The 14819-nt window shown below is 42.1% G+C and carries 12 protein-coding genes; 8 read left to right on the top strand and 4 right to left on the bottom strand.

Annotated features, from left to right (window positions below; genetic code table 11):
- Positions 1 to 197: 197 nt before the first annotated feature.
- From tatC to HUX68_RS09230, 3 genes are all read right to left on the bottom strand, one after another.
- Positions 198 to 935 carry a twin-arginine translocase subunit TatC gene (gene tatC, locus HUX68_RS09240; RefSeq protein WP_174614556.1) on the bottom strand — a complete coding sequence of 246 codons (738 nt, stop codon included), beginning with the start codon at positions 933 to 935 and terminating at the stop codon, positions 198 to 200.
- Positions 936 to 1000: 65 nt separating this feature from the next.
- Positions 1001 to 1231 (bottom strand): twin-arginine translocase TatA/TatE family subunit, encoded by a 231-nt coding sequence (gene tatA, locus HUX68_RS09235; RefSeq protein ID WP_174614555.1) that lies wholly within the window; start codon positions 1229 to 1231, stop codon positions 1001 to 1003.
- Between the two features lie 36 nt (positions 1232 to 1267).
- Positions 1268 to 3004 (bottom strand): alkaline phosphatase D family protein, encoded by a 1737-nt coding sequence (locus HUX68_RS09230; protein WP_174614554.1) that lies wholly within the window; start codon positions 3002 to 3004, stop codon positions 1268 to 1270.
- A 462-nt stretch (positions 3005 to 3466) separates the two neighbouring features.
- Between HUX68_RS09230 and HUX68_RS09225 the strand changes: the two genes are divergently transcribed.
- Positions 3467 to 4396: a 3-hydroxyacyl-CoA dehydrogenase family protein gene (locus tag HUX68_RS09225; RefSeq protein WP_174614553.1), complete on the top strand. Its 930-nt coding sequence runs from the start codon at positions 3467 to 3469 to the stop codon at positions 4394 to 4396.
- Between the two features lie 67 nt (positions 4397 to 4463).
- Here HUX68_RS09225 and HUX68_RS09220 read toward each other — a convergent pair whose 3' ends face one another.
- The gene (locus HUX68_RS09220) at positions 4464 to 5369 is read right to left on the bottom strand and encodes a glycine betaine ABC transporter substrate-binding protein (protein WP_246206642.1); all 906 of its coding nucleotides are present in this window, start codon (positions 5367 to 5369) and stop codon (positions 4464 to 4466) included.
- Between the two features lie 562 nt (positions 5370 to 5931).
- Here HUX68_RS09220 and HUX68_RS09215 point away from each other — a divergent pair.
- The 7 genes from HUX68_RS09215 to HUX68_RS09185 all read left to right on the top strand — a co-directional run bounded on the left by HUX68_RS09215 (position 5932) and on the right by HUX68_RS09185 (position 14752).
- Positions 5932 to 7194, top strand: a complete 1263-nt coding sequence (locus HUX68_RS09215) for a Zn-dependent hydrolase (RefSeq protein ID WP_174614551.1) — start codon at positions 5932 to 5934, stop codon at positions 7192 to 7194.
- Between the two features lie 30 nt (positions 7195 to 7224).
- Entirely contained in the window at positions 7225 to 8652 is a 1428-nt protein-coding gene (gene hydA, locus HUX68_RS09210) for a dihydropyrimidinase (RefSeq protein WP_174614550.1), read from the top strand.
- A gap of 349 nt (positions 8653 to 9001) precedes the next feature.
- Positions 9002 to 10351 (top strand): NAD(P)-dependent oxidoreductase, encoded by a 1350-nt coding sequence (locus HUX68_RS09205; protein ID WP_174616405.1) that lies wholly within the window; start codon positions 9002 to 9004, stop codon positions 10349 to 10351.
- 23 nt (positions 10352 to 10374) lie between these two features.
- Positions 10375 to 11643, top strand: coding sequence for an NAD-dependent dihydropyrimidine dehydrogenase subunit PreA (preA, locus tag HUX68_RS09200; RefSeq protein ID WP_174614549.1), 1269 nt, complete (start codon positions 10375 to 10377; stop codon positions 11641 to 11643).
- Between the two features lie 128 nt (positions 11644 to 11771).
- On the top strand, positions 11772 to 13241 hold the full coding sequence (locus HUX68_RS09195) for an NCS1 family transporter (protein ID WP_174614548.1): 1470 nt from the start codon (positions 11772 to 11774) through the stop codon (positions 13239 to 13241).
- A gap of 21 nt (positions 13242 to 13262) precedes the next feature.
- The gene (locus HUX68_RS09190) at positions 13263 to 13484 is read left to right on the top strand and encodes a hypothetical protein (protein WP_174614547.1); all 222 of its coding nucleotides are present in this window, start codon (positions 13263 to 13265) and stop codon (positions 13482 to 13484) included.
- Between the two features lie 32 nt (positions 13485 to 13516).
- Positions 13517 to 14752 carry a Zn-dependent hydrolase gene (locus HUX68_RS09185; RefSeq protein WP_174614546.1) on the top strand — a complete coding sequence of 412 codons (1236 nt, stop codon included), beginning with the start codon at positions 13517 to 13519 and terminating at the stop codon, positions 14750 to 14752.
- Positions 14753 to 14819 lie beyond the last annotated feature (67 nt).

Here is a 14819-nt window from a genome sequence, read left to right as displayed (position 1 = left end):
CTGAAATATTTGTTGAATAGGTGATTTTACTTAAAAAAATTGTTTGGATTAAGTTCCATGAAGGCGGTTGCTTACCCTGTTTGAATCTTTAATTTGATGAATTGCGACAAAAAAATAGACCTCCCTCGAGTTAACAGTCTAGTGAGGTCTATTTTTCCAGGCTGAATACTGTGTAATGATGTAATGCTAAGAACAAATCACGAAACAGAATACTCCACGGCATTTTCCCGATTCAACTTTTTCTTATATACCATACCAGACAGGCTGATACTGATTTCATACAGCACAAGCAGTGGTATTGTCACCAGAAAATCCGATATAAAATCAGGTGGGGTGATGATTACAGATACAATGACCAGCACTAAATAGGAAACTTTTCTGGCTTTCTTGAGCCTGGCTGGGTTTAATATGCCTAATCTTGTTAAAAACAGGACAACGAGTGGCATCTCAAACAATATGCCAAAAGGCAGTGTCAGGTTCAGCATAAAGCGGAAGTACTTATCTGCTGTGAACATCACAAAGAATTGCCCTTCTGAAAGGGACATTAAAAAGTTAAGTACAATCGGAAATAAAAGAAAATAACCAAAGGTAATCCCGGCTACGAATAACATGAACAGGGCAGGGATGAAGCGTAATGTTACTTTTCGTTCTTCATGGCTTAACGCAGGCGCAACAAACCTCCATATTTGAAATGCCGCTACCGGAATGGTTGCTGCCAGTGCAATGACTGCGGCAATCATGAAATAAACCCAAAGAATATCACTGGGTCCAAGTACAGCAAGTTTCGTATCAAGATCTCTTATAAGCCAATCGTATATCGGGTTAACAAATACAAAGCTACCAATCAAAAAAACAATAAATGCTGAGATCGTAATGATCAACCTGTTACGGAATTCCTCTAAATGACCAACAATCTGTATGTTTTTATCTCCCATTTTATCAAACCCTCCTTCTCCTTAAAAAGAAGCAGACGGGTTGTTCCCCGCCCGCTTCATTTTTTCTATCCTGCTGATTTGTTCGTTTCCTGCTCTGTCAAATCCGATGTATTTTTGCCCTTTTCGTCTTTTTCATCCTTACTATCTCCGGACATTAAATCATGCGAGGCGTTTTTGAATTCGGTCAATGTTTTGCCGAACGCTTTGCCGACCTCCGGAAGCTTTGACGGACCAAAAATAATCAGCGCAATGACAAGGATTAAAATCAGTCCCGGGATGCCAATGTTTGAGATCATATGCGTAGCTCCTTTCCATCTGAAAAAATAGGCTTTTTAATTCGGTTGTTTTTGTTGTTTGGTATGCGCGCGGTCATGGGCACGGTATCGATCAACTTCCACTTCATTGGATTTCGTTTTCCCTTGTGGAACGATTGTTGCAGAGAGTTCTTTTAAGCCTTCCTGATCTTTTTTATAAATAAAAGATGCTCGTGTGGAAATATCCGCTCCCGGTTTGGTTACAAATGGCAGAACACGGTAATCCGTCTTCCATTGTGTAGGTGTAACCTGACAGCGAACGTAGCCCCGATAGTCATTGAAAAATTTAATGTGCTCATTTTGTTCGAGTATCCGGTCGGTATCCGCACGCTCATCAGCTCCGTTACCGCCTGATGTGATCGACGTTCCGACAAATTCAGCGCCAAGGATGCGGGAGTTCAGATCCTTAAAGTCGGCCATCAGATTGGATGCCCAGCTTGCATGGACATCACCGGTCAAGACAATCAAGTTATTCATATCTTTAGTTGCTGCAAAATCGGTAATCCGCTGTCGGGCAGGCGTATAACCGTCCCATGCATCCATGCTGTATAACGGCTCATCAGGACTCGGGCCATAGTTCCGTTCAGAGAAAAAGATTTGTTGTGCCAATACATTCCAGTTGGACTGAGACTGGTCAAGATTTTCAAGTAGCCACCCTTCTTGTTTTTCTCCCAGCAGAGTACGGGACGGATTCAACGATTCCGGGGTTTGCGGTGAACTATTGTCTCCGTTTGCTTGATCATCACGGTATTGACGTGTATCAAGCACAAAGAAATTTGCCAGATCACCATAGGAAAAATTACGGTATAACTGCATATCAGGTCCATGAGGCATGGAAGATTTCCGCAGCGGCATATGTTCATAATACGCCTGATAAGCAGCAATCCGCCGCTGGATAAATTCTTCAACCGATTGGCCTTTTTCCGGAATGGTATCCGCGTAGTTATTCTCCACTTCATGGTCATCCCACGTTACTACCCAAGGGAAAGCAGCGTGGGCGGCCTGCAGATCTTTATCCGTTCGATATTGGGCATGCCTGTTTCGGTAATCATCCAATGTTATAATTTCAGGTCCGCTGTGCGTTCTTACATTTCCACTGCCGGATACATATTCATTTGGACCGTATTCGTATATATAGTCTCCAAGATGGAAGACAAGGTCTAGATCTTCTTTAGCCATATGTTTGTAAGCTGTATAATAGCCGTGTTCATACTGCTGACAGGATGCAAAGGCAAATGCCAGACTGGACACGCTCGAATCGTGTGCCGGAACTGTTTTCGTCCGTCCAACTTGACTGTATTCATGTCCGGCTTTAAAACGATAGAAATAGACTGTGTCAGCTTGCAGGCGCTCAACTTCCACATGTACGGAGTGACCTAATTCCGGTCTTGCTATTGCGGTTCCACGCTGCACGATGTTGCGAAAATGTTCATCGCTTGCCAACTCCCAATGCACCGGAATATTTCGCGCGGGTGCTCCCCCGCCTTCAAGAGGTTTAGGCGCCAATCTTGTCCATAGAACGATACTGTCAGGAAGCGGGTCACCTGAAGCAACCCCAAGTGAAAATGGATAGTCACTGAACTTTGCTTCCGCAACAACCTTGACCCCGGTCATCGATTGCGCAATTACCATACCCAGTGAGACACCGGCAATTTTTCCGGCACCTTCAATAAAACCGCGCCGGTCGACATTTTTTTGCATTGTTTCCTCATTCAATTTTTGAATCATTTCATCCAGCGATCTTTCATCAGACATATTACCTTACCCCTTTCTTTGTGTATCGTATTCAAATTCCAGTATAAAAGGTGATTATTAATTCATTGTTAAAAAATGTAAAGCGGGAGAATATGGGTTGGTGGAATTGGGGGTAATATTTAGCAGGAGAATAGTACAGGTTAAGCAAAATTTGTCATTTTAAGGCGGAAAAAGTCCGGAAATTCATCCTTTAATCCTGCTCATTTGTTCCCTCATTTTTTTACATGCCTTTTACGAAAAATTTAATTAATACATTATTTACATTTTGTGATAAAAATTTTCTTGGATTTCATATTACTACCAAAATATTTTCAATTAGAACCGAGGACATTCGACAATTATAATTAGTAGATAGAATATTTTAATTTCTATTGGGTTTTAAATTAAACGCTTTCATTTTTTGATATGAAATGGATAGAACTTCGCTGAGCCAGATTATTAATGTGTGAGAGGGGAATTAAAATGAAAAATATAACAGTACTTGGAGCAGGTGTGATGGGGCATGGTGCCGCTCAATTATTTGCTCAAGCCGGAAAAAATGTACGTATGCGGGCAAGACGCGAATCATCATTGGAAAAAGCAAGAGAGCTGATGACGAACAGCTTAAAAATTATGGTTGAGAAGGAAATACTGACGGAAGAGGACATGAAGCAGGCGTTAAGTCGCATCACATACACAACCGATTTGCATGAAGCGATACAGGATGCTGATTTTGTTTTTGAATCAATCCCGGAAGATCTTGATAAAAAACTGGAAACGTATGAAATTATCGAAAGTAATGTTTCCGACAAAACGGTTATTTCGTCCAATACTTCGACGTTCCCACTAAACGAATTAACGCAACAAGCGAAGCATCCTGAACGATTTATTATTACGCACTTTTTTAATCCGCCGCAACTTGTACCAATCGTGGAAATTGTTAAAGTTGGGGGCACAAATGAAAACGTCGTAAATACAACATATGACTTAATGAAGGAAATCGGGAAATCTCCGGTCGTTTTAAAAAAAGAGATTACAGGTTTTATCGTCAACCGTGTTCAGGTGGCAATGCTTCGTGAAGCATTTCACCTGATGGAAGAGGGAGTTGCAACTGCAGAAGACATTGATATCGCTATGAAAGGAAGCCTGGGCTTTAAATGGGGTTTTTGCGGACCAATGGAAAGTCAGGATCTGGCTGGCCTGCAAACAACAAAAGCGATGGTTGGAAACATTATGCAAGAGTTATCCAATACAAGAGAAGTGCCTTCCTTTTTGAAGGAAATGGTGGAAAACGATCAGCATGGTATTCGAACCAATAAAGGTTTTTATGAATATGACGATAACGGTGAAAAAGCAATCCATACACGGGATGATCATTTCCTGGATTTGCTTAAATTGTTACAGCAGAAGTAAGTGTAAACTACCCCCCTATCTGATACAGACGGGGGGTTTAGTTTTGGCTGCTTTACCGTACATGGATCTACTCTTCAACCGTAACCCATTTTTTCACCAATTTTTGGTGATTTTCAATCCATTTGGCAGCGCCTTTTTTCGGTTGATTGTCCGTTTGTCGTATAACATTCATGAGCGAGGAAAGTTGCTCATGAGACATGTCCCATTGGTTCAAGTATTTCGTTACCTCAGGAAACTCCCCTTCAAATCCTTTTCGGGAGAACCAGTAGACATTATCCGCTTCCCCATATACGTTTTTAGGGTCATCCAGGTATTTCAGGTCCCATACCGCAAATGCCCAATGCGGGTTCCAAAGTGTAACAACAATCGGTTCTTTTTCGTCATATTTCTTTTTTAATTGTGCTGTCATGGATGGTCCTGAACTTTCAATCAGATCGTAATCCAGATTGTATTCGTTCACAACATTTTCACTTAGTTTCATGAGACTTGCACCTGGTTCAATTCCGATAATTTTACCGTTGAACATTTCTTTATTTGCGTTTAATTCGGCTATACTATCAATTTCCACATATTCTGGGACAGCCAATCCCAGTCTGGTGTTCTTGTACCACCGATCATGCTTGACGATCTCATCTTTATACCTGTCTACATATGGTTTATCTGTGTGCGGCAGCCAAACTTCCAGATTGACATCAATGCTTCCGTCTGCCAGGCCGGAATACAAGGCGCCTTTCGTTACAGAAGTCAGCTTCACATCGTACCCTTTGTCTTCAAGGACTATTTTCCACATATTAGCAATGGCAATTGTTTCGGCCCAATTTTGCAGGCCAATATGTATGGTTCCCTTATCTTTCTCTTCCTGATTACTTTCGGTACTATTCTTTTTTGATTCACCACTGCTGCAACCTGCTGAAATCAAAAGTAACAGTGTAATAATTAATACAAAAAATGTCCGGCGTTGTACTTCTTTCACAACCATTCCTCCTTGTTTCCTGAATTTTAAAATACAACAGTTGAAAATTATACTATTACTTTATGGTATAAGCAAATGTTGGTTGGTTATACCTATGGCTGATTTAACAATGTGTAAAAGCAGAAAAACTATTTTTTTACAGTGTGCAAAGTGAAATTGGTTCCCGGTTTATATATAGTTAATTTATCAATGGGAGTAATTAGTTAATTGGCAATAGTCTGATGTAACTTATTTTGAATGCGATTTCATTTTAGATTGCCGAATTCCTGGATAAAACATCAACCGCACGAGGGAAACATCAACCGCACCAGCAAAACATCAACCGTACGATCGGAACATCGACCGTACAAGTAAAACATCGACCGCACCAGCAAAACATCAACCGTACGATCGAAACATCGACCGTAAGATCAAAACATCAACCGCACGAGCAGAACATCAACCGTACGATCGGAACATCGACCGCACCAGCAAAACATCAACCCTACCTTATTAAATATAAAACCGATAATAAATAATGGTATTAGAAATATGCGTTTTCATTATAATGGGGGATCCGAAAATGGGGATTAATCTCGAGCGAATGTTAAAAGATTTTGAAGCAATTATAGGCTATACGAAAACACCAGGTAATGGCTGTACCCGATTTTCATATAGTGAAGAGGACAAAAAGACAAGAGAATATCTTTTTTCGCAAATGAAGGTGCTCGGTCTTTCGGTAAAAGTGGATGGCGTTGGAAATATTAGGGCGACGTACGGAAAAGAAATTGACAGGCCCCCCATCATGATTGGCTCTCATATCGATACCGTGGAAAATGGGGGCAAGTTCGATGGTTTGACAGGTGTTCTGACAGCTTTAGAGATTATTAGAGTCTTAAAAGAGGAGCAAGTAAGTTTGCTTCATCCGGTTGAACTGGTGATTTTTGCTGAGGAGGAAGGGTCTAATTTCGGCAGTACCATGCTGGGGAGCAAGGTATTGACAGGGAAGTATGGAATCAAGGAGCTCCAAACAATTAAAAATGGAGAAGGTGATTCTGTTTATGATGTTGCAAAGAAATTCGGCCTTAATCCAGACCGAATTGAAAAAGACGTTCTCAGAAAAGAAGAAGTTCATGCGATGATTGAACTACATATTGAACAGGGAGCAGTACTGGAGATGCAGCAAAAATCTGTTGGCATCGTTCAGGCTATTGCAGGAATGAAAACGCTTAAAGTAACGTTAGAGGGAGATTCCAATCACGCTGGAACAACACCGATGAATCTAAGACAAGATCCGTTGGCTGGAGCTGCACACATCATTTCACATATACAGCAAACCGCGAAAAATGAAGCCCCGCAAACAACAGTTGCCACTGTTGGTAAAATTTCCTGTCAGCCTAATATGCCGAACGTTATTCCGCAGCGCGTCGAATTCTTTGTGGATGTAAGGGATGTTGAGAAAAAGGGAATTGACTTCATTGTTAATGCATTGACCGATGAAGTGAATGCTATAGCATCTGAGAATAATCTTCAAAGCAAGGTTGAATTGGTCGGGGCGTCTGATCCTGTGAAAATGTCATCCGAAATTGTTGATACGATTGAAGAAGCAGCAGTTAAACAGGCTTATAACTATATGAAAATGAATAGTGGTGCCGTCCATGATGCTGCGATGATGACAGATGTAACTGATGTGGGGATGATTTTTATTCCAAGTGTAGGAGGGAAAAGTCATTGCCCTGAAGAATATACAAGGGAGGAAGATATCAAAACGGGAGGTGATTTACTGCTTCAAGTGGTCACACAGTTAACTTCAAAATCAAAAAAAATAAACCAGACACCACGTTAAATGCTTACAAATTTTCGAAGGAGGATATACATGCGTACATTAATTAAAAACGGAACAATTGTAACCGCTATCGATGAATTTATTGGAGATGTATTGGTTGAGGGTGAAAAAATCGTTGCGGTTGGAGAACAATTAAATGAATCGGCTGATAAGGAAGTTGATGCCAAAGGGAAATATGTCCTCCCGGGTGGAGTGGATCAACACGTACATTACTCGTTCGAGTTTAAGGGGGAGCGGGTACGGGGGTTTGAAACTTCAAATGCTGCTGTTGCCGGCGGAACGACTACGGTTGTCGAATTTGTTAATCAGGAACAGGGAAAGGGTATGGCCGACACCGTTTTTGATGTGGATAAAAAGGAAGTTGCCCATCAAGCCATGGCGGATTATTCATACCATGCGGTCGTATGTGACCCGGTGGATTCGACATTTGAAGAGATCGCTGATTTGCCAAACAGGGGTATTTCCACCGTTAAATTGTTTATGGCATATAAAGGGATGCCATTTCACAGTGATGATGAGGCTCTGTATAAAGCGTTAATAGCGGCGAAAGAAGCCGGAGTTACAGTTATGGTTCATTGTGAAAATGCGGATGTGATTGATTATCTCCAAAAGAAACTGGTTTCTGAAGGTAAGACGGATCCATATTATCATGCCGTATCAAGACCTGCCAGGGTGGAACTGGAAGCGACTCAACGTGTGATCAATCTGGCTGCTATGGTGGGAGCCCCTGTCTATATTGTTCATGTCACCGCTAAAAGTGTTATGGAAGCCATACGATCTGCTAAAAATGAAGGACTGCCGGTTTATGGTGAAACGTGTGTCCAGTATTTGATGCTTGATAAAGATGATTTGGCTAAACCAAATTTCGAAGGAGCTAAATATGTAATGTCACCGGCATTACGGACCAATGCGGATCAGGAGGCTTTATGGGAAGCCGTTAATAATGGCTGGTTAAATGCTGTCAGTACTGACCATTGCGGATTTGACTGGGAATCACAAAAACATATGGGAATTGAGGATTTTACCGATATTCCTAATGGCGCACCAGGTGTAGAAAATCGTTTAGGTGTGCTCTGGACCTATGGTGTGAACACTGGAAAGATATCCAGACAACGATTTGTTGACTTATTTGCAACAACACCGGCTAAAAATATGGGGCTGCACCATCAAAAGGGTCATATTGGGGTCGGTATGGATGCGGATATTGTCTTATACGATCCTAATGGCTCGTCTGTTATTTCAAATGAAACTAGTTTACATGGTGTGGACTATAGCACATTTGAGGGATACAAACAGGAAGGAAAAGTCGATAAAGTGTTCCTTCGCGGAAAACTGGTGGTTGATGAAGGCGAATACACCGGTAAGAAGGGTGATGGAAAGTTTATCCCCGGAAAACCATTTGCGCTTGGTTTTGATGATGTAAAAACAATCAAAGACGAAGAAATAAAACACATATGAAATCGAGCTTTATTTTGCCCGATTTTAAAAAACTCCGGGTAATCCTGAATGAATTTCGGGGTTATCCGGTGCACCTCAGTATATGCAATGACATACCTCACCAAGATCTCACGCACTTAAATCATTAAATTTAATCTCTACCAAAATTAACCTGTTGTTTTCTTACACCCTGCTGATTGTGGCTGGGTATCAAAACAAAGTGCCTCACAATAATTTGTGAGCGTTTATAATCATGTGGGTTTTATACAGGGGGTGATGTTGAATTCACTTGTCCTTTTAAGAACTGATTATTTTCAGGAGATAAACTTCTGAAAAAGGAGGCTTTTCATTGGATCATTTACTGCAAAGTATGCTTTCGGAAGCAGATCTGGCAAAGAATTTTGACGAATCAAAGCCTAGTTATAATGCGCAGGAGGCATTAGATGAGGCTAACCGATGCTTGTATTGTTATGATGCGCCTTGCATTAAAGCCTGTCCGACTGGAATCGATATTCCGGGCTTTATTAAAAAGATTGCATCCGGAAATTTAAAAGGTTCAGCAAAAACGATCATGGAAGCAAACCCAATCGGAGCTAGCTGCGCACGTGTTTGTCCGACAGAGGAGTTGTGTGAGGGTGCTTGTGTACTTAATGATTCCACGAAACCAATAATGATTGGTGACTTGCAGCGGTTTGCAACAGACTGGTCGATAAAAAATGAACAAGTTTTGTTTAAAGCAGGTGAGAAAAACGGCAGGAAAATAGCGATAATTGGAAGTGGTCCGGCCGGATTATCAGCAGCCCGTGAACTTGGAAGGATGGGCTATGAGGTAACGATTTTTGAAGCTAAAGGTGAGGCTGGTGGTCTGGACACGCATGGAATTGTTCCATTCCGGCTTCCAAAGGATATTTCCTTATGGGAAGTGGAACAGGTGGAGAACCTGGGTGTTGACATACGTACAAATATCGAAGTTGGCAAGGACATTACTGAGGAGGATCTTGCACATGATTTTGATGCGGTAATCCTTGCTTCAGGAATGGCGGAGGTACCGATGCTGGGAGTCGAAGGAGAGGAATTAACAGGTATTTATGATGCCATTGATTTAGTTGAGCAAACAAAGAATAAAGATTACCCAACTGAATTTGCCGGAAAGCGTGTAGCTGTTATAGGTGCAGGAAATACAGCGGTTGATGGTGCGACAACATCAGTAAGACTTGGAGCGGATAATGTTAAAATTCTCTACCGCCGGACCGAAGCGGAAATGTCGGCATATGAATTTGAATATGACTTTGCCAAGCAGGATGGGGTCGAATTCAGATGGCTGGTTACACCGAAGCGTCTGATTGGTGATGAAAATGGCCATGTTAAGCAGATGGAATGCGTTCGGATGGAGTTAAAAGAAGCGGAATCAGATGGGCGCAAACGACCAGTGGAAATGGAAGGGTCCGAGTTTTTAATAGACGTTGATATTGTCATCAAGGCAATTGGTCAAACACGGCATCATCAATTAATCGAAAGGTTGGGATTGGAACATAGGGGTGGTGTTGTCGAGGTGGATCCCGGAACCTTCAAAACTTCCAACCCAAAAATCTATGCGGCAGGTGATGTCGTCTTTGCAAAAGGTGTTGGTGAAGCAATGGCGGTATCCGCCGCACAGCAGGGAAAAGAGACAGCATATGCGATACACCAGCAATTAGAAGGCGCTAAACAACAGGTTTGAAATGAAAAGATGGGAGGATAAAAATGGCTGATATCAGTATCAATTTTGCAGGAATTAAGTCACCTAACCCTTATTGGCTTGCTTCTGCACCGCCAACGAATACGGGTTATCAGGTGCAACGCGCGTTTGAAGCTGGATGGGGCGGTGCTGTATGGAAAACACTCTGTGAGCCGGTGTTGAATGTGACTTCCCGTTTTGGTGCACACCACTTTAATGGGCAACGGGTTGCGGGTTTTAACAATATTGAATTAGTCTCTGACCGGCCGATTGAGGAAAACTTAAAGGAAATCTATGAAACAAAGAAACGTTTTCCGGACCGGGCCATTATAGCCTCTTTAATGGTGGAACCAGAACGAGAAAAGTGGCATGAAATTGTCAAGCGGGTTCAAGCTGTAGGGGTAGATGGAATTGAGTTAAATCTCGGATGTCCCCATGGAATGTCTGAACGAGGAATGGGGGCGGCAGTTGGCCAGCATCCTGACTTAGTGGAAAAATCCACAATGTATGCAAAAGAAGTTTCCGAAGTGCCGGTAATAACGAAATTAACACCAAATATTACGGACATAACCGCAACAGCAAAAGCTGCAGAGCGGGGGGGAGCTGATGCGGTAAGTATGATTAATACAATCAATAGTTTAATAGGGGTGGACATTGATACATGGAATCCAATGCCTAATGTTAATGGAAAGGCGGCGCACGGAGGGTATTGCGGACCAGCAGTTAAACCAATTGCTCTAAATATGATAGGGGAATGTGCGCGACAGCCCGATATTAATATTCCCATTTCAGGTATCGGTGGTGTTTCCACCTGGCAGGATACGATTGAATTTATGCTGATGGGTGCTGGTGGAGTACAGATATGTACAGCTGCCATGCATCATGGTTTCAGTATTATTGATGATTTGACTGAGGGATTGAGCAATTATTTGGATGACAAAGGGATTGCTTCTGTAAATGAACTTGTTGGTAAATCAGTTGAAAAATATACTGACTGGAGTAATCTTGATTTAAATCATCGTATGGTTGCCCGTATTAATAATGATGTTTGCATTAATTGCAACAAATGTCATATCGCCTGTGAAGATACCTCCCATCAGTGTATCGATATGCTCGTAGATGAAAATGGAAATGATTATTTGAAAGTAAGGGAGGACGATTGTGTTGGCTGTAACCTTTGTTCCATCGTATGTCCGGTCGATGGAGCAATTGACATGGTAGACCTAGAGCCAACTGAACCGCCGATGTCCTGGAATGACCGGCAGAGTGCTTTGCAAATGCTAAACAGTAAATAAAACGCTGATGAAGTGAGAAGTCTGGGGGATTTGGCTATCAGTAATTTGGTTAAAAAGGGGATCAAAGTTGCTGCTGCATGTAAAAATAGGGCACCATAACGTGCCCTAAAACCAAAAGGGGATGGACAATGGGAAAGACAAATAAGGACAACTCGTACCTTAAGTCACCGGATTTACTTCCAATCAATCATCATCAGCGGAAGATTGGAATCATGGGGTTTTTTGCGATGTGGATTGGGATGGCCATACTGTTAGCAACCTTTGATATCGGCGCCTCCGGAGTTGAAAGTATTTCCTTGCCCTGGGTAGTCCTGGCAACATTAATAGGATGTGTTGCGGTTGGAACATTAATTTCAATAGTAGGCGACATTGGGGTGGAACATGGCTTATCTTTTCCGGTTTATATGCGGGCACCATTTGGTATCGTCGGAACTCATATACCCTCGATAGCACGGGCAGTTACGGCATCGTTTTGGTTTGGGTTAAATACCTATTTTGGTTCAACTGCAATAAACTCGATCATCCATGTTATCAACCCGGCATTCGATAATTGGCTGCTATGTTTTGTTATCTTTTCGCTTGTACAGTTGATCAATACTGCTTCAGGTATTAAATGGGTGGAGCGGTTTGCTGATTTTGCTGCGCCGGTTATTGTTATACTATCTTTAATCATCTATCAAACTCTGACAGCGGATATTATCGAGCAGGGAGGAAATGTTTGGGCCTGGGCACAAAGTCCAGTTACTGGCGGTGCTGCGGTTACAGCGTTTCTTATCGTCATTTTTGCCAATATGGGTTTCTGGGCAACATTAGGGTGTGATATACCAACCATATCACGGTTTTTTAAAGCGCCGAGATTTGAACGAAACTGGTTTAAACGAAACAGGACGAATTTGATCGGCAGCCTGATTGCCATGCCATTGACAGAAGCATTTATGATCATGATCGGTGCGGCGGCCTTTATGGTTGCAGGCAGTTCCAACCCGGTTATCGCCCTGCAGGAAACTGCTTCTGGCTGGATGCTCGCGATGCTGCTTTTGATGATTGTACTTACACAGTGGTCCACAAATACGGCCGCAAATATTGTGCCTGCTGCTGCGATTTTTTCAAATGCACTGGGACCAAAGGTGTCAAACGCGATTGCGGTGTTTGTGGTCGGAATCGTGGGGACAGTTATTCAGCCTTGGAGTGTATACGAAATATTGACACAAGCACTGTTATTCTTTGGAGCAGTTTTGTCGGCGATAAGCGGGATTCTTGTTGTTGATTATTATGTATTACGAAAGCGAAGGGTAAATGTACAGGAACTCTATCAGCATCGGGGGCAGTTCAGGTTTCACGGTGGTGTAAACATTGCTGGTTTCATAGCCTGGGTTATTGGCGGTTCTGTGGCCATTCTTCTGATGACGTATTCGTTTATCGTAGGATTTGTTTTAGCAGGAGCCATTTACTATGTGCTGGCTAAATATTGGTACTTCAAACGATTTCCACAGGCAGAAATTGAAGATCCGGATGACGATAAATACCTCGGGATTACGGTTGGACGTGATTGGGTGATTGATGAAGATGAAGAGGGTACGGAAGAAGTGACAGGTTAGTCTAAAAGGAGGGATAGTTCATTGGCAAGCTATGATGCGTATCTATCAGAAAAAAATCAAATAGATGATTTCATGGAAAAAGGATACATCATGACAAGTTCAACAGGCACACTTGATGGAGATGTGGTTGAATTTCAGCATAAAACGACGGCTGATAAGAAAAAAGTGCGTTTAACCAGCCCGGATAGCCGAAAGTATTTTGCCACATTATTCATTAAACAACAAGAGAAAATAACGAAGTAAATACAGAGAGATGGAATGGGAGGGGAAGAATCTTGGAAAAACAAAAAGTACTGATCAATGGGGAAAGGCTTAAAAACACCATAGAGGAGTTTGCCGATTTTGGCAGAACTGAAAACAATGGTGTTACACGACTAGCATTATCCGATATGGATCTGAAAGTCAGAAAGCATTTCCAATCTGAATGTGAAAAGCTCGGGATGACCGTTGTTTACGATGATATGGCCAATATGTACGCAACTTTACCGGGAGTAAATAATGATCAGTCCCCGGTGGTTGTCGGGTCCCATCTGGATTCTGTTTATAAAGGCGGCAGATTTGATGGAGTACTTGGGGTATTAACAGGGTTCGAAGTTGTTCGAACAATTGTTGAAAATGACATTAAACCCCAAGTTCCTCTTGTAGTGGCTAATATTACCAATGAAGAGGGTGCGCGATTTGAACCTGCCATGATGTCTTCAGGAGTGCTTTCCGGCCGGTTTGATAAAGCTACCATGCTTCAGTCAACGGATACGGAAGGAGTTACATTCGGTGAGGCTCTTGATAACAGTGGTTTTAAAGGAAAAGAAGAAAATCGGTTAACAGATGCCGCAGCATTTTTGGAGCTGCACATTGAACAAGGGCCTGTTTTGGAAAGTGAGTCATTGCAGATTGGTATAGTTGAAGGTGTGGTAGGTATGGTCAATTATGAAATCGAGGTTAGCGGCGACTCTGATCATGCTGGTACAACACCAATGCCGATGCGCAAAGATGCTCTGTTTGCCACCAATAATTTAATTACAGAAATCCGTGAGAAAATGAATAAACTGGATGATGAACTAGTTTACACGATTGGCAGAATGGATGTCAGCCCAAACATTCATACCATCATTCCCAATAAGGTTGTGTTTACTCTTGAGGCAAGACACCAGGACCCCAACACGATCAGACAAGTAGAGGAAATTGTTGAAGGGCTGCATGATTCTTCAGGCAAGGAAAAATGTGATGTAAAAACAACTAAACAATGGGATCGGAATACAGTATGGTTTGATGAGGGGATCGTAAATGCAGTGGAGCGTTCAACGAAAAATATTGGATATTCCTACAAGCGTATGGTGAGTGGGGCCGGACATGATGCGCAGTTCATTGCAACCTATATTCCTTCTGCCATGATTTTTGTACCAAGTGTTAATGGCAAGAGTCATGCTGAGGACGAACTGACATATTGGGAAGACTGTGAGAATGGAGTTAATGTCATTCTGCAGACAGTTTTGGAATTAACCGTGAAATGAGAAACTATTGATCACTCAAAAATAAAAGTTCCCAAACGGTTATAAAATTGTTTGGGAACTTTTTAAG

The organism is Virgibacillus ihumii (genome assembly GCF_902726655.1).
In the GTDB taxonomy this organism is placed as follows: domain Bacteria; phylum Bacillota; class Bacilli; order Bacillales; family Amphibacillaceae; genus Lentibacillus; species Lentibacillus ihumii.
This window is presented reverse-complemented; position numbering and strand designations above follow the sequence as displayed.